The 15,475-nt window shown below is 56.7% G+C and carries 12 protein-coding genes; 5 read left to right on the plus strand and 7 right to left on the minus strand.

Annotated features, from left to right (window positions below):
- Positions 1-108: 108 nt before the first annotated feature.
- Positions 109-453, plus strand: coding sequence for a MarR family transcriptional regulator (locus SPHFLASMR4Y_RS06780; protein WP_186266062.1), 345 nt, complete (start codon positions 109-111; stop codon positions 451-453).
- Here SPHFLASMR4Y_RS06780 and SPHFLASMR4Y_RS06785 read toward each other — a convergent pair.
- Positions 442-1,539 (minus strand): IS630 family transposase, encoded by a 1,098-nt coding sequence (locus SPHFLASMR4Y_RS06785; protein WP_089131732.1) that lies wholly within the window; start codon positions 1,537-1,539, stop codon positions 442-444. The two genes, SPHFLASMR4Y_RS06780 and SPHFLASMR4Y_RS06785, sit on opposite strands and share 12 nt — an antisense overlap.
- A 272-nt stretch (positions 1,540-1,811) precedes the next feature.
- On the opposite strand from SPHFLASMR4Y_RS06785, the gene SPHFLASMR4Y_RS06790 reads away from it, so the two are divergent.
- The 3 genes from SPHFLASMR4Y_RS06790 to SPHFLASMR4Y_RS06800 all read left to right on the plus strand — a co-directional run bounded on the left by SPHFLASMR4Y_RS06790 (position 1,812) and on the right by SPHFLASMR4Y_RS06800 (position 5,509).
- Complete coding sequence (locus tag SPHFLASMR4Y_RS06790; RefSeq protein WP_089134741.1) at positions 1,812-2,594, plus strand: SDR family oxidoreductase; 783 nt, start codon at positions 1,812-1,814, stop codon at positions 2,592-2,594.
- Positions 2,595-2,988: 394 nt separating this feature from the next.
- Positions 2,989-4,455 (plus strand): NAD-dependent succinate-semialdehyde dehydrogenase, encoded by a 1,467-nt coding sequence (locus tag SPHFLASMR4Y_RS06795; RefSeq protein ID WP_089132873.1) that lies wholly within the window; start codon positions 2,989-2,991, stop codon positions 4,453-4,455.
- Positions 4,456-4,495: 40 nt separating this feature from the next.
- Positions 4,496-5,509 (plus strand): NADP-dependent oxidoreductase, encoded by a 1,014-nt coding sequence (locus SPHFLASMR4Y_RS06800; RefSeq protein WP_089132874.1) that lies wholly within the window; start codon positions 4,496-4,498, stop codon positions 5,507-5,509.
- A 210-nt stretch (positions 5,510-5,719) separates the two neighbouring features.
- Here the strand turns inward: SPHFLASMR4Y_RS06800 and SPHFLASMR4Y_RS06805 are convergent, their stop codons facing one another.
- From SPHFLASMR4Y_RS06805 to SPHFLASMR4Y_RS06830, 6 genes are all read right to left on the minus strand, one after another.
- A complete protein-coding gene (locus tag SPHFLASMR4Y_RS06805; protein ID WP_186266063.1) occupies positions 5,720-8,137 on the minus strand; it encodes a TonB-dependent receptor in 2,418 nt (805 codons plus the stop codon).
- Positions 8,138-8,359: 222 nt separating this feature from the next.
- Positions 8,360-10,234, minus strand: a complete 1,875-nt coding sequence (locus SPHFLASMR4Y_RS06810) for a putative bifunctional diguanylate cyclase/phosphodiesterase (protein ID WP_089134742.1) — start codon at positions 10,232-10,234, stop codon at positions 8,360-8,362.
- 256 nt (positions 10,235-10,490) lie between these two features.
- Positions 10,491-10,937 carry a hypothetical protein gene (locus SPHFLASMR4Y_RS06815; RefSeq protein WP_089132876.1) on the minus strand — a complete coding sequence of 149 codons (447 nt, stop codon included), beginning with the start codon at positions 10,935-10,937 and terminating at the stop codon, positions 10,491-10,493.
- 198 nt (positions 10,938-11,135) lie between these two features.
- Positions 11,136-12,287, minus strand: coding sequence for a serine hydrolase domain-containing protein (locus SPHFLASMR4Y_RS06820; protein WP_089132877.1), 1,152 nt, complete (start codon positions 12,285-12,287; stop codon positions 11,136-11,138).
- Between the two features lie 53 nt (positions 12,288-12,340).
- Positions 12,341-13,168 (minus strand): S-formylglutathione hydrolase, encoded by an 828-nt coding sequence (gene fghA / locus SPHFLASMR4Y_RS06825; protein ID WP_089132878.1) that lies wholly within the window; start codon positions 13,166-13,168, stop codon positions 12,341-12,343.
- Positions 13,168-14,277: an S-(hydroxymethyl)glutathione dehydrogenase/class III alcohol dehydrogenase gene (locus tag SPHFLASMR4Y_RS06830; RefSeq protein WP_089132879.1), complete on the minus strand. Its 1,110-nt coding sequence runs from the start codon at positions 14,275-14,277 to the stop codon at positions 13,168-13,170. Before SPHFLASMR4Y_RS06830 ends, fghA begins: the two co-directional genes overlap by 1 nt.
- A 311-nt stretch (positions 14,278-14,588) precedes the next feature.
- On the opposite strand from SPHFLASMR4Y_RS06830, the gene purU reads away from it, so the two are divergent.
- Positions 14,589-15,449 carry a formyltetrahydrofolate deformylase gene (gene purU / locus SPHFLASMR4Y_RS06835; protein ID WP_089132880.1) on the plus strand — a complete coding sequence of 287 codons (861 nt, stop codon included), beginning with the start codon at positions 14,589-14,591 and terminating at the stop codon, positions 15,447-15,449.
- Positions 15,450-15,475 lie beyond the last annotated feature (26 nt).

The following is a 15,475-nucleotide window of genomic DNA, read 5'->3' on the forward strand; positions in this document are numbered from 1 at the left end:
AGTTGACTATTATCATTTGTGATCATGAGCGTTGCCGGGCGATTGCAAAAGCAATGTGTCCAAAAGGGCTATTTACCCGGGCTGATATTCTGTGCTTATGGGCGCTGCATGAACAAAGATCTCATCATGGTCCAGCTGGTCGAGGCTATATTCTGGTTTGACGAAGCACTTCAGGCGCAACTGAGCGCCAAAGGCTGGGATACGATCAGTCGCCGACAGTCGATGATCCTGGCCAATCTGGCCGATGGTGAAACCCGTCCGTCGCGGATTGCGGAAAAGCTCGGTATCAGCCGTCAGGCCCTGAGCCAGGCACTGGCGGAAATGACTGCTCGCGGCATGATCACTCTGGAAGACGACCCGGACGACAAGCGCGCCAAGATCATCGCCTTTTCCAGGGACATGGAGCCGATGCGCCAAGATGCCGTCGAGATCCTGAACGGCCTAGTCACCTGAATCTGAAGTTCGGCTCATTGTTTTTTGACAGAAGCGTTTGACGGCGGCGAGGATTTCGTCGGCGGATTTGACCCATTTGTAGGGTTTGGGATTTTCATTATGTGCTGCGATGAAGGCGACAATGTCGGCTTCGAGTTCTGCCGTTGATCGATGGACACCGCGTTGCAACTGCTTGCGCGTCAACTCTGCAAACCAGCGTTCGACCTGATTGATCCAGGATGCCGATGTCGGCGTGAAGTGAACATGCCAATGCGGGCGGCGCGCCAGCCAGGCCTTGACCTTTGGCGTCTTGTGGGTGGCGTAGTTGTCCATCACGAGGTGTATGTCCGGTCCTTCGGGTATCTCGGCGTCGATTCTCTTGAGGAAGTCGAGGAACTCGGTGGCCCGGTGCCGCTTGTAGCATTTGCCGATCACGGCGCCGGTGGCGATGTCGAGCGCAGCGAACAAGGACGTCGTACCATTGCGGATGTAGGTATGTGTTCTGCGTTCGGCCACACCGGGTGCCATAGGCAAGACCGGTTGCTCACGGTCCAGCGCCTGGATCTGGGATTTTTCGTCTACGCACAGCACGACCGCCCGGTTTGGCGGCGACAAATAGAGGCCGACAATATCCTGCACCTTATCGACGAACAAAGGGTCGGTAGACAGTTTGAACGTCTGTGAGCGGTGCGGTTGCAGGCCAAAGGCAGACCAGATCCGCCGGATGGTAGTGTGCGACAGCCCGGTCTCGGCTGCCATCGTGCGGATTGACCAATGGGTGGCATCCTTCGGCGTGCTGTTCAGCGTGCGCTCGATCACCTGAGCCACCTGCGCATCTGATACCGTTCGTGGTCGTCCCGAACGATATTCGTCGGTCAGCCCTTCAATGCCATCCTGTACAAACCGCCGTCGCCATTTGCCAACTGTGTGCTCGTGGACACCGAGGCGTTGCGCAACTTCCTTGCTCTGCAATCCCTCCGCGCATAGCAGAATCATCCGGCATCGATCCGACAACGAGCGCGGCACCTTGTGCCTGCGAACCTGCCCTTCAAGAAAAAAGCGGTCCTCGCCGCTCAATACGACCAAACCCGCCTGCCTGCCTACCATTACCAATGCTCCTGTCTGTTCAAACAGAGCATATACAATGATACTTACTTCAATTCCAGATGACTAGAAGATATGCTGGAAGAAAAATGGGGTAAAACCCGGCTGCAGGCGGTTCGGGAAGCGCTGGCGTTGGACTGGCGTCAGCTGCCGCTCGAATAGACGCTGACAAAGCCGGCTTCTCTCGCCAGTCTCACCCCGCTATCACTTCAGACAAATGTCAACTTACATGACATTTTGCTATTGCCTTGCGAGAAATGGGAGAGGGAATGATCATGGGCAGATTGTCAGGGAAAATCGCGATAATTACGGGTGCCGCAAAAGGCCTCGGTGAAGCCGATGCGCGAATATTTGCCAGAGAAGGCGCGACCGTCATATTGACCGATGTCGACCGCGAAAACGGGGAACGGGTGGCACAGGAAATCGGCGATGCGGCGAGCTTTGTCGAACTTGACGTCCGCAGCGAAGACGCATGGCAGCAATTGATCTCCGATGTCGTGGACAATCACGGCGGGCTGCATATCCTGGTCAACAATGCCGGCGTCGTTGAAGCCGGCAATATAGAAACCCAGACATTGAAAGACTATCAGTTTGTCATGGACGTCAGCGCCCAGGGCACGTTTCTCGGTTGCAAATATGCGATCCCGGCGATGAAGCGATCCGGCTCCGGCTCGATCATCAACATGGCTTCGATCGCATCGGTACAGGGTGAATCCTACGTCGCAGCCTATAGCGCTGCAAAAGGTGCAGTAGAGTCGTTGACCCGGTCTGTCGCGGCCCATTTCGCACTCAACAAAATGCCGCTTCGCTGCAACAGTGTCCATCCGTCCGGGATCGTCACCCCGATGGTCATGTCAATGCCGGAAAAGATGATCGAAAGCGGTCTGATTTCGCTCGATGATTCCAACCAGGCATCGGGCGTCAGCAAGTTGGGCGAACCCGATGATATCGCGAATACCGTATTGTTTCTGGCCAGCGATGAAGCAAAATTCATCAATGGCGCTGCCATAAGAGTGGACAACGGAATGTCGATCGTCACCGGCATAGTCCCGGAATAGCCGGAAAATCGATATTTCGGCCGCCAGTGCAAACCGCCCTGCCCGCGCAACCCGCCGATCAGCGGAACTCTAGAGTGTCGGACGTAGAAGACTATGGCGAACGCGCACTCCCTTGCGGGGGTGAATCAATAGAATTGACAGTTCTGGCTATGGCCAGACCGGCGTAGCCGTTCAAAGAGAAGATGCAGCAATGTGGAAGAGGTCTAGGCCATCGATCAAGTGCGCAATCGGGACCGCCGCTTTTGCGATTGGAAAAAGATTTTGACCGGCCCGGTTTTATCATCCTTCGGTGATGCCGTCGCAACACAATTCATCTGGGCCTGAACAGGCGTAGCGATGGCCGCAGCATGCTCATTTCGAGTTTTTCACTTCTATAATCAGGAATCCCACTTCAATGACCGACCTCGACCTATCCCGCCCGGACCTGCTGCGCAGCCAATGCTATATCAACGGGACTTGGGTGAACGCCGATTCAGGCGAGAAATTTGCCGTCACCAACCCCGCCACCGGAACGCAAATTGGCGAAGTCCCCGATGCCGGCGTATCCGAAACCCGCAAGGCAATTGACGCGGCTCAGAAGGCCCAGCCTGGCTGGGCAGCAAGAACAGCGAAGGAGCGCGCCCTAATATTGCGACGGTTGTTCGAACTGATGATGAAACATCAGGAAGACCTGGCGCGGATCATGACGGCCGAACAAGGCAAACCGCTTGCCGAGAGCCGCGGCGAAATCGGCTATGCCGCAAATTTCATCGAGTGGTTCGCGGAGGAAGGAAAACGCGTTTACGGCGATGTGATCCCGACCCATGCCGCGGACAAGCGAATTCTGGTTCTGAAACAGCCAATCGGTGTCTGCGCCGCAATCACGCCATGGAATTTTCCCGCCGCCATGATCACGCGCAAGATCGGCCCCGCTCTGGCGGCTGGCTGTGCCATCGTGGTAAAGCCGGCTGAACATACCCCCCTGTCCGCTCTCGCACTGTGCGTGCTTGCAGAAGAAGCCGGAATTCCGCCCGGAATATTGTCCTGCGTCACCGGGGATGCGGCGACGATCGGCGGGGAACTGACATCCAATCCGGTGGTCCGGAAATTGTCGTTCACCGGTTCGACGGACGTCGGCAAGTTGCTGATGCGGCAATGCGCTGACAATGTGAAGAAAGTGTCACTGGAACTGGGTGGCAATGCTCCGTTTATCGTGTTCGATGACGCCGACGTCGAAGCCGCAGTAGCCGGAGCGATTGCGGCCAAGTTCCGTAACGCCGGACAAACCTGTGTCTGCACCAACCGTTTTCTGGTGCAGAACGGAATATATGACAGGTTCGTGGAAAAGCTTGCGGCTGCCACCGCAGCGCTCACCGTCGGTAACGGAACGCAGGACGGCATCGATATTGGCCCCCTGATCGATCGCGATGCAATGGCCAAGGTCCAGGACCATCTCGACGATGCCAAGACCAAGGGTGCTACCATAATGACCGGCGGCGCAGCGCCCGACAAGGGCGAGCTGTTTTTCAATCCGACAGTGATTGCCGGAGCGACGACCGCGATGAAGATTTCCAGGGAGGAAACCTTTGGCCCTCTCGCAGCTGTTTTCCGGTTCGAAACCGAAGCTGAGGCAATTGCTATGGCCAATGATACGGAATCGGGCCTTTCCGCCTATTTCTATACCCAGGACTTGGGCCGGTGCTGGCGAGTGGCCGAAGCGCTGGAATATGGAATTGTCGGGATCAACGAAGGCATAATATCGACCGAAGTTGCGCCCTTTGGCGGGATCAAGGAGAGCGGTATCGGCCGGGAAGGTTCCAAATATGGTATCGAGGACTATCTGGAAATCAAATATATGCTGATCGGTGGTCTGGGATTGTAAAACCCTGATCTCTTTTCCGACAGTTTGACAGGAGAGTGAAATGACCGAAGTGATGAAAGCATGGCGATTGCGCTCGCGACCCGTTGGAGAGATTGCCGACGGTGATCTCGAACTGGTTACCGAGCCGATCCCGCCGCTGGATGAAGGACAGGTCCTGGTCGAAGTCAATTATGTATCGCTCGATCCGACCAACCGGATCTGGATGTCGGACATGGATCAATATATGCCGCCGGTTGCCCTGGGCGATATCATGCGCGCCGGCATCGCGGGCAAGGTTCTGGAATCGCGGCACGATGATTTCGAACCGGGCATGACCGTTGGCGGCCTTGGTGGCTGTGCCACGCATTTTGTGGCCGATGGCGCGACGATACAGCAAATTCCCGAGATCCCAGGCGTACCGCTTGCCAAGCTTTTCGGTTCACTGGGCGGCACGGGACTGACAGCCTATTTCGGGCTTCTGGATATCTGCGATCCCCGGCCGGGCGAAACATTGGTCGTATCTGCCGCCTCCGGCGCGGTCGGCTCCGTGGTCGGGCAGATTGGCAAGATCAAGGGCTGCCGCGTGATCGGCATCGCCGGCGGTGAAAAAAAATGCCGTTACGTGGTCGACGAACTCGGGTTTGACGCCTGTATCGATTACAAGAATGAAGACGTCGGCGCACGACTGGACGAGCTCTGTCCCGACGGCATCGACATGAATTTCGAAAATGTCGGTGGCGATATCATGGAGGCCGTAATGAGCCGGATGAATGATTTCGGACGGATGGCATTATGCGGCATGATTTCGACCTATAATGACAGCGAAGAGCAGCTTGGTCCCAAATCCTGGCCGCTTATCCTGATGCGCCGGCTCAAGGTCCAGGGTTTCATAATCAGCGACTATGCAAACCGCTTTGCCGAAGGCGGAGCGCAACTGGGGACATGGGCGGCCGAAGGCAGAATTCGCACACGCGAAGATATCAGGCCCGGCATCGAAAATGCCATAGTGGCCATGAAAGACCTCTATGTCGGCGGGAATTTCGGTAAGTTGCTGCTCGAGGTCAAGGCCCCCTGAACGGTTCGGGCAGAGCTGCGAAATGCAAGGTGCAAGCCGTCATTATTCGGCATCTGGACGCAAAAGCGACAGATTGAAACGGCTTCGCTTCGATTGCCCCGGCCGCTCGTTCATCTCGCGACCTGCATAAAAAGCCGCCTCCGGTCAGGAGGCGGCTTCCAGTCTATGGACAGCCCTTGGGAGAGAGCCCAATTGTCCAATCTTGTCCGCTCAGAATTTGAATGATGCGTCGAGAAACACTTGTCGGCCGCGATTGTAGCTGACGATGCGATCATCGCCTGTCGGCGGTAGAAATGGCCGTCCGGTATCCGAGGTCAGATACAGCTTGTCAGCAATATTGACCGCTGCGAGCGACAATTTCCATTTGCCCCCGGGCTCGCCGATGGAAACGGCCGCATCAAAAGTGAAAAAATCAGATTGCTTGGCGTCGGTCGACGTCCGGTCGGCGATGAAATATGAGCCGGTGTAACTGACATTGCCGTTCAACCCAAGTTCCAGACCGCCCAGCGGAACGCGATAGTCAAATGCCACATTGCCACTGAAGTCCGGGGCATTTCTTGGCGCCCTGCCTCTCAGATTATCGCCTTCAAGCACGGTCGGCGTGGCCGTATCATCCAGCGGATAATAGTCCTCGGTATATTTGGAATCGAGATAACCGATGGCACCCGAGAGGGTCAGACCGGTGGCAGGGGTCTGCCAGAAGAAGTCGACATCAATACCGGTCGTTGTGACCTCGCTGGCGTTCAATGTGCTATATTGAATGGCAATCGGGTCGAACAGCTGGACCTGAAGATTGCTGAACGCATAGCGGTAGGCAGTGACGTTGAACCGCAACTGACGGTCGAACAATTCCGACTTCATGCCAATTTCCCCGCCCTTCGATTCTTCGGACTGGAAAGTGATGGCGGAAAAGTCATCATTGTCCTTCGCAATCTGCAGCGACAGGGTCGGCAGAACGGCGCTGTCGATGCCACCGGATTTGAATCCGGTCTTGTAGGCTGCATAGAGGTTTATGTCGTCCGCCACTTCGTAGGTCAGTGAAACTTCCGGCGAGAAATTGTCATCCTTGAAGTCGATCGGTCCGGAGAAATAGTTCGAAGGTAGAAATGCTCCGCTGCTGGCAAGGAATAGATGCTGGAACGGAACGGAAATCCGGCTGGTCTTGCTTTCATCGGTATAACGTAAGCCGCCAGAAAGATTCAGCCGTTCGGTCAGATCGACACTGGCATTGGCAAAGACCGAGAATGCCTCCGATTTGGTGTTCTGCAGTTTCAGCAAATCCGCGGTATAGCCGGTGACAGGATCCGGTCCGGCAATGGCAATGTTGACGGCGTAGAGCGGCGCGTCAAAATCGGAATCCTTATATTCGTAAAATGCTCCGATGGTAAGATCCAGCGGACCGAGATCGGTCATATCGACGCGAAGCTCCTGCGAAAACTGATCTGTCGCCACACGCGGCGTCCCCAGTCCGGTGCCAAAGGACACCCCTCCGAGATTGCCCCCGTAGGAATAAGCCTCGAGCTCTTCCGAACGCAGGCTGTAGAAGCCGCTGATCGCTGTCAGCGACAGTTGATCGCTCAGTTCCAGGCCCATCTTCAGACGACCGAGCCAGATATCCGATTCATGATAAGGCACGGTGGTAGAGCGAAACGGGGGTGGCTGGCTTGCCGCCAAAGGCGGAGCGGCATCCGGATAGGAATAAATTCCGTCCCCTGCGTTACAGCTGTAGCCCGCAGGTATCTGAAGCGTACCACCGAACAGGACTATCGGGTCCGCAACACCGTTCGGCCCACAGTCAATATCCGCGAACAGGCTGGCTCCGTCACGCTTGCTGTTGATATAGCTGACTTTCAGATCAGCACTGAAAATGTCGACCGGGTCCCAGGCGACGGTCCCGCGCACATAGATATCTTCCGAGCCACGCTTTGGCTTGGCGACATTTGGCGCTTCATTGATGAGCAGTTCATCAATCTTGTTATAACGCCCGGCCAAACGGATACCGAGTGTGTCGGTCAATGGTCCCGAAATATAGGCCTCGCCGATATAGCCCTTTTCTTCAAATTCATATCCCAGTCTGCCGCCGACCTCCCAGTCGACGGTTGGTCCGGCGGATGTAAGCGTCAAAACGCCGGCCGAAGCGCTCTTGCCGAAGAACAGCGACTGCGGCCCCTTGAGCACGTCAATCTGCGCGATGTCGAAAAAGCCCGCCTGCAGGATCCGCAGCTGGCCGATTTGCACGCCGTCAAAATCGAGAGCGACCGCAGAATCAAAAGCCGGCGACAGGTTTGCGGTGCCGACACCGCGGATACTGAGCGAGGCGCCGCCATTGGCTCCGCCCTGCTGAATGGTCAGCGAGGGAACGCGGCTCTGCAGTTTGTCGACATTGGTGACCTGATAGGTATCCAGCGTATCCCCTCCGATGGAGGTGACCGTGACGGGAACCTCCTGCAGGGATTCAGCTTTTTTCCGGGCGGTGACCACGATTACGTTCAGGCCGTCTCGGCCGTCCTCTGCGCCCGATTCCTGAGCGTTGGCGGTTCCTGCCGAAGCGAACCCCAATGCGGCAGCTCCGCAAAGCAAAATGGCTTTGGTACAATTGACGCCACTATTTTTGACAAGTGCTTTCATTTCATCCTCCTCCGTCGGGCTGCGCATATTTTTGCGCTTTTCCCATATTGACCGATATCGCCACCAAGCGGATTGGGGCGATTTCGGACTACTCATATTGTTAAGATATTTAATCAACTTAGTTGACTATCTATTTAGTTGGCTATCGATCTGCCGTATCTTGATATCGTCTTCTGTTGGCAGGTTGCCGTAGGGTCAGCCGCGTCAGCCATATTGGCTATCTCAGGACACGGCCCTCAGTCCATTTTCGCCCAGAGCCTCTTCATCCTCGGGAATGGTCCGATCCGTGATGACACGCGGGGGCATGCCGCATTTGGGCTGAACGGTGTCCGTGCCGCTTTGCTGCGCGTATTTCAGCAGCAACTCGGTCGCATCGTCTCGCGAGACGGCGCGGGAATAAAGATAACCCTGCCCCAGTTCGCAGCCATTTTCGTCGAGAAGAAGGGCCTGTTCTTCGGTCTCGATACCCTCTGCGACCACCCGTATATCGAGTTTCCTCGCGATGCCGAGCAACCCTGCAATGATCGCCAAGCCCCTCTCGCCCTGGCGCAATTCGCTGACAAAGGATCTGTCGATTTTCAGGATGTCCACCGGCACCGTCAACAAATGGGTCAGCGAAGCATAACCGGTACCGAAATCGTCCAGCGCTACTCGCAGACCATGGCCGCGCAAGGCCTCTATCTCTTGCGCGACAATCGGATCTTCATGCCCGAGATATACCGATTCCGTCACCTCGATAACAACATGTTTGAGAGGTACATTTTCTCGACCAAAGGCGTTCTTGATCCGATCGTAAAGCGTACCGCTGTGAAAATCTGCTGATGAAATGTTGATCCCGACATGTTGGAAGGGAATGCCGCGGTCGAGCCAGGACCGGACATCGGCAGCCACCAGCGCCAACATTCCTTCGGTCAGCTTGGCCGCTACGTCGACATCGGTAGTGGCTTGGTGAAAGGCCCCGGCCGATACCAGATGGCCGTCCGGCTTGCGCAGCCGGCACAACGCTTCCATGCCGATAATCTCACCCGTATTGATCCGGACAAGCGGCTGATAATGGGCCTCGATCCGGCCTTCATCCAAAGCGACATCGACATCCTGGATGACTTCGATCCTGTGTTTGATCGCGGTGCCGATACCGGGCCAGTATCGGACAAAGCCGCCGCGTCCGATTTCCTTGGCATGATAGAGCGCGAAATCGGCATGGCGGTGTACCGTTTCGGCGTCCGGATCGCCGGGCGAAAACGCGGCACCGCCGATCGTCGCACGCGGTTGAATCCTATGGCCGCCGCAACTGGTAACGACACCTATCGCATCAAGAATCTTTGCAGCCGTTCCGCTGAGATCGGCAACCGCTTCCGCTTCCTGCAGGATCACGGCAAATTCGTCACCGCCGAGCCGGAACGCATGATCGGGAAGGACACTGGTCCGGATCCGCTGGGCAACGCTCTGCAGGAGTTCATCTCCCGCCTGATGGCCAAAGGTGTCGTTGATCATCTTGAGATTGTCGAGATCGACCAACAGCAAAGCCCATGTGCCCGGCTGTTCACAGGACAAGCGACTCAATGCCAAGTCAAAACCGGATCTGTTCGGCAGTTCGGTCAATCCGTCGATCGAGGCCCGCCGTTCGCGCTCTATGACCCGATCATGTCGTTCGAGCGCGATCGCGCACAGATGGATACTGGCACTGACCAGCTGTTTTTCCCGGGCGCGCGGCATCCGCTTTTGTTTGAAATACAAGGCAAAGGTACCAAAAACCGTACCATCCGTATTAAAAATTGGCACCGACCAGCAGGCCTGGAAACCATGAGGCAGGAGATGGTCCCTGAACGCCGACCAGCGCGCATCATTTCCAATATCGGTCACGACAACTGCTTCGCCCAGATAGGCCGCACTGCCGCAGGATCCTACATTGGGGCCAATCATCAGGCCGTCGATCAGATCGGAAAAATTTTGCGGCAAGCTGGGTGCGGCGAGCGGATAGAGTGTTCCATTATCTTTCACGCGCAAGACCGAACAGGCGATGCCGGGCAGCAGATGCTCCAGTTCAACGCACAGACGATCCACCGTCGCTTCCAGCGAGACGCCCGTAGCAATCATCTCTAGAATCTTGTTTTGGAACAGCAGCAACCAGCAATGTCCTTTTACTCAACTCGATCTTGTCCCAATTTAGCGGAACGCCGTAAACAGATGATGAAGCGCTTGCGATGCGGGCCCTTGGACCAGGGTTTACGGCAGCAAGTCCGGCGAATTAAGCGTGCGACGACAAGAAAGCCTTCAGGCTTGGGAAGATATGGAGGTGTGTCTGCAGCACAAACCCGGATTGGCTTTCCAGCCCGGCGTCCTGCTGCTCCATCTACATCGCCAGTCGGGCTTCATAAGCGAGCACGTCCGCGCGCAGCCGGAGCGCATCGTGATAGGCATTATGCGGCACCGCACTGCTCGCGCCCGAACTGACAAGCTCGCCATCCACCAACTCAAAGCGAATATTGCGCACCGGTTTCATAAGCCCCGGGCCAGTCACCAGCAATCGCGCGGCATGGGCGATGTCTTCCGGCCAGTCAGCCACCAGCACCGGTCGGGGATCATCACTCAGATAGTCTGCGAACAGATCGGCGACGCGGGTCCTGGGCACCGGCTCTATTTTCAGTACAGGCAGGACATGCTCGACGACCCATGGCGTTGGACTGGAACATTCTATCGCCGCATAAAATGGCGTCTGCCTTTCGTCTTCGGGCACGAGTGCGATAGAAATGAGGTCGCCGCAAAAGCCGTTGAATTCCGTATCCAGAAAATAGCGCATCGTTGAAATCCTCGTATATCCGCGCGATATCACCGCAGCTCCCGCACTTCGAAAGCTACCGTCTTATCAAACTGGCGGATAGAGATAATTGCCTAATCGCGATGGTGGCGAAACTGTGGTCACGGATGGTCCTTCCATCTGGACAGGCGGACCCCGCAAAAACAGCACCCACAACCCTTCAAAGCGAACCGGCCCATATCATGTCATCTGATAGGCCGTCGTTTCCACTGCAGCCAGAACACGAAGCGCTGCCGCGTCTGCAAAAGGCAGAAATTGCATCAACACCAGACCGGCAATGTCGCTCGCGGGGTCGATCCAGAAATAGCAGTTGGACAGTCCCGCCCATGCAAGGCTGCCGGCCGCACGACCACAGGGGCCTGTTTCCGGGTTGATCAAAAAGCCCAGGCCCCAGCCGCAGCCCATCTCCGGAAAAGGATCAAAGGAGTTGGCAAGCTGCGGCGCCACGCTCTCCATCGGCCCCGGCCTCATTGCACCAATCTGGTTTTTCGACATCGCTGCCACGGTCTCTTCGCTGACAATCCGGGCCCCGTCGAGCGATCCGCGATTCAGGATCATCCGCATGAAACGCATATAATCTGCAGCTGTAGAATAGAGCCCGCCGCCGCCAGACTGGAATTCCGCTGCATCTCCACCGCCAATTTCAATCGGAAATGGCACCAGGCCTTCCGCTTGGCGGGAGAGCAGAGGAACCCGGCGTCCGATCTTGTCCGGGCTCACGGAGAAACCCGTATCGTGCATGGCCAGCGGCGCGAATATATGTTCCTCCATATAGGCGCCCAGCGTCTGCCCGCTGGCCGACTCAACCGCCCGTCCGACCCAGTCGGTGCTCACGCCGTAAAGCCAGTCTGCCCCCGGTTCGAACATCAATGGCGCTGTAATGCTGGCTATACTCGCGGGCGCGACCTTTCCCTGGGCTTTTGCCATGTCGCTGCAGGTAAATGCATAGCCGAGCCCAGAGGTATGCGTGAGCAGATGGCGGAGGGTAATAGCTGTGCTGGCAGACTCCATTATAGGCGCACCGTCCCCGTCAAAGCCGTTCAGGACATCAGGATTAGCCAGTTCGGGCAGGATCGGGGCGATCGGTTCATCCAGCGCCAACAGGCCGCGTTCAACCAGTTGCATCGCGGCCACCGATGTGATCGCCTTGGTCATCGACGCGATCTGGAATATGCCATCAATGGTCATCGCCCTGCCGGTTTCGGGGTCAGCCAGCCCCGCTTGCGCTGACACGATTATTCCGTCGGCGTTGCCAACCATCGCAACCGCGCCTGCAACCGGCTGTTTGGCCAGCACCTGGTCCAGGGTTTTCTGCAAATCCCGCTGCGGCAAGGCTTCTTCCTTTTATGACATGTCGCTAAAATCGAAGGGTTCGATTTTCGGGATCACAGACGCTCGGCGTGCCAGCGCAGATGATCCTCCATGAACGTCGAAATGAAATAATAGCTGTGATCATATCCTTCGCGCATATTGAGACTGAGCGGGATGCCTGCCTTGTCACAAGCTTCCACCAGAAGTTGCGGCTTCAATTGCTCTTCGAGGAAATTGTCGCTCGTTCCCTGATCGACCAATATATCGCCGACACGCGCGCCGTCTTCGATCAGCGCGCAGGCGTCATATTGGCGCCAGATTGCCTTGTCGTTGCCGACATAGCCGCCAAGCGCCTTTTCACCCCAGGGACAGTTGAGCGGGGAAACGATAGGCGCAAAGGCGGATACGCTCTTGTACTGGTCCGGATTGCGCAGCGCGATGGTCAGCGCGCCATGGCCACCCATGCTGTGGCCGAATATCGCCTGGCGCTCCATATCGGCCGGAAATTCCCTCGCAATCAGCTCGGGCAGCTCTTTCTCGACATAGCTGCGCATGCGGAAATGCTTGGCCCAGGGTTCTTCGGTCGCATCGACATAAAAGCCTGCGCCCTGTCCCATGTCATAGGACTCGTCGTCGGCCACGTCCTCGCCGCGGGGCGAGCTGTCCGGCGCGACTATGATCAGCCCCAGTTCGCTCGCCGCCTGGCGATATTCGCCCTTCTCCATGACATTGGCATGGGTGCAGGTCAGGCCGGACAGATACCAGACGACCGGCAGCCTCGCGCCCTCTTCATGGTCCGGGACATAGACCGCGAAGGTCATGTCTGTGCCTGTTTCGGCGGACGCATGGGTATAGACTCCCTGCGTTCCGGCGAAGCTTCTGTTGGTCGAAACCGTTTCCATTAAAAGACCACCACGCTGCGGATGCTCTCGCCCGCATGCATCAGGTCAAATCCCTTGTTGATCTCTTCCAGCGACAATGTGTGGGTGATCATCGGGTCAATTTCGATCTTGCCGTTGACATACCAGTCGACAATCTTCGGAACATCGGTCCGGCCGCGCGCGCCGCCGAATGCCGTGCCTTTCCAGACGCGGCCCGTGACCAGCTGGAACGGTCGGGTCGAAATTTCCTTGCCGGCTTCGGCGACACCGATGATGATGCTTTCGCCCCATCCGCGATGGCAGGCTTCCAGCGCCTGACGCATCACGTCGGTATTGCCGGTGCAGTCGAATGTATAGTCAGCGCCGCCATCGGTGAGCGCCACCAGATGCTCGACAATATCGCCCTGGATCTTGTTCGGATTGACGAAATGGGTCATGCCAAACTTCCTGCCCCATTCTTCGCGATCGTCATTGATATCGACGCCGATAATCTTGTCTGCGCCGACCATTCGCGCGCCCTGCAGCACGTTGAGGCCGATGCCGCCGAGACCGAAGACGATGACATTGGAGCCCGGCTCCACCTTGGCCGTGTTGGTTACCGCGCCAACACCGGTGGTAACGCCGCAACCGATGTAGCAGCTGGTGTTGAAGGGAGCGTCGGTGCGGATCTTCGCAACCGCGATTTCGGGCACAACGATGAAGTTCGAGAAGGTCGAGCAGCCCATATAATGGTAAATCGCCTCACCCTTGTAGGACATGCGGCTGGTGCCGTCGGGCATAAGCCCTTGCCCCTGCGTCGAACGGATCGCGGTGCACAGGTTGGTCTTGCCGGACAGGCAGCTTTTGCACTGGCGGCATTCCGGCGTGTAAAGCGGGATCACGTGATCGTCGGGCACTACCGAGGTTACGCCTGGTCCGACTTCGCGCACGATCCCGGCGCCTTCATGGCCCAGCACGCTCGGAAACTTGCCCTCGCTGTCCAGGCCGTCGAGCGTGTAGGCATCGGTGTGGCAAATGCCGGTCGCCATGATCTCGACCAGCACTTCACCCGCTTTCGGGCCCTCCAGATCCAGCTCGACGATTTCGAGTGGCTTTTTCGCTTCAAATGCTACGGCTGCACGGGTTTTCATATTAGGCTTTTCCTTCTCTCGTCCCTATGATCATATTTTGCTGATCATTTTACTAGTCTGCCCCGATGGGTGTTCGCAAGACAAAGCTTCCACCATCCGCCCATTGGAACCGCTTTTTCTTCGGAAGGCCGCAAATTTTCAGCCATGATCGCGAATAACGCGATCACAGGTCGGTCACCGGCATTTTTTCCATTGTCCGGCTGTGTAAGGACTGGCTAGAGACGATGGCCATCCTTTTTCAACAAATCGCTGGCAAGACCAAACCATAAACCGCATGTACCGCGCCCCATCCCGGGATTGAAAGAACCATTATGCCGACCGAAAGACAGATATTGACCTTATCCTGCCCGGACCAGCCGGGCCTTGTGGCGAGTGTCGCCAAGATACTGGCCGATAACGGCGGCAATATCGTCGATTCGCAGCAGTTCAATGATAGTGAGACCGACCATTTCTTCATGCGCGTGGTCTTTGATTTGGCGCAAGGCCCGGCGCTCGGCGCCATTTCCGACGCGATGCAGGCCTTCGCCGCTGAAAAGCAGGTGGAGTGGAAACTGCGGAGCAGTGACGAGCGGACCAAAGTCATCGTTATGGTTTCCAAATTCGACCATTGTCTGATCGACCTTCTCTATCGCTACCGGATCGGGGAACTGCCGATGGAAGTGGTGGGCATAATCTGCAACCATCCTCGTGACGCCCTGAAAATATCGCTGATCGAGGATGTCCCCTTCCATCATCTGCCGGTATCGAAAGAAACCAAGCCGGAACAAGAAGCGCAAATCAAGCAACTGGTGATTGAAAGCGGCGCGGAACTGGTCGTTCTTGCCCGCTATATGCAGATTCTCTCCGATGACCTCGCCGGTTTCCTGTCCGGCCGCTGCATCAATATCCACCACAGCTTCCTGCCTGGCTTCAAGGGCGCCAAGCCTTATCATCAGGCCCATGCCCGCGGCGTTAAAATGATTGGCGCGACCGCCCATTATGTCACTGCAGATCTGGATGAAGGACCGATCATCCATCAGGATGTGGAAGCGATCAGCCATGCCGACACGCCCGATCAGCTGGTGAGCAAGGGGCGCGACATTGAACGCCGGGTTCTCTCGCAGGCTGTCCATTACCATCTCGCGGACCGAGTCTTTCTGAACGGACACAAGACAGTGGTTTTCAAAAACTGACTGCAGTCGCAATATGGTCAGCCGGA

It is taken from the genome of Sphingorhabdus sp. SMR4y (assembly GCF_002218195.1).
Classification (GTDB): Bacteria; Pseudomonadota; Alphaproteobacteria; order Sphingomonadales; family Sphingomonadaceae; genus Parasphingorhabdus.

Bases quoted from the DNA above. Each gene is read 5' to 3' on its own strand.
- SPHFLASMR4Y_RS06780 (WP_186266062.1), top strand. From the start codon at position 109: ATGAACAAAGATCTCATCATGGTCCAGCTGGTCGAGGCTATATTCTGG.
- SPHFLASMR4Y_RS06785 (WP_089131732.1), bottom strand. From the start codon at position 1,539: ATGGTAGGCAGGCAGGCGGGTTTGGTCGTATTGAGCGGCGAGGACCGC.
- SPHFLASMR4Y_RS06790 (WP_089134741.1), top strand. From the start codon at position 1,812: ATGGGCAGATTGTCAGGGAAAATCGCGATAATTACGGGTGCCGCAAAA.
- SPHFLASMR4Y_RS06795 (WP_089132873.1), top strand. From the start codon at position 2,989: ATGACCGACCTCGACCTATCCCGCCCGGACCTGCTGCGCAGCCAATGC.
- SPHFLASMR4Y_RS06800 (WP_089132874.1), top strand. From the start codon at position 4,496: ATGACCGAAGTGATGAAAGCATGGCGATTGCGCTCGCGACCCGTTGGA.
- SPHFLASMR4Y_RS06805 (WP_186266063.1), bottom strand. From the start codon at position 8,137: ATGAAAGCACTTGTCAAAAATAGTGGCGTCAATTGTACCAAAGCCATT.
- SPHFLASMR4Y_RS06810 (WP_089134742.1), bottom strand. From the start codon at position 10,234: ATGATTGCTACGGGCGTCTCGCTGGAAGCGACGGTGGATCGTCTGTGC.
- SPHFLASMR4Y_RS06815 (WP_089132876.1), bottom strand. From the start codon at position 10,937: ATGCGCTATTTTCTGGATACGGAATTCAACGGCTTTTGCGGCGACCTC.
- fghA (WP_089132878.1), bottom strand. From the start codon at position 13,168: ATGGAAACGGTTTCGACCAACAGAAGCTTCGCCGGAACGCAGGGAGTC.
- SPHFLASMR4Y_RS06830 (WP_089132879.1), bottom strand. From the start codon at position 14,277: ATGAAAACCCGTGCAGCCGTAGCATTTGAAGCGAAAAAGCCACTCGAA.
- purU (WP_089132880.1), top strand. From the start codon at position 14,589: ATGCCGACCGAAAGACAGATATTGACCTTATCCTGCCCGGACCAGCCG.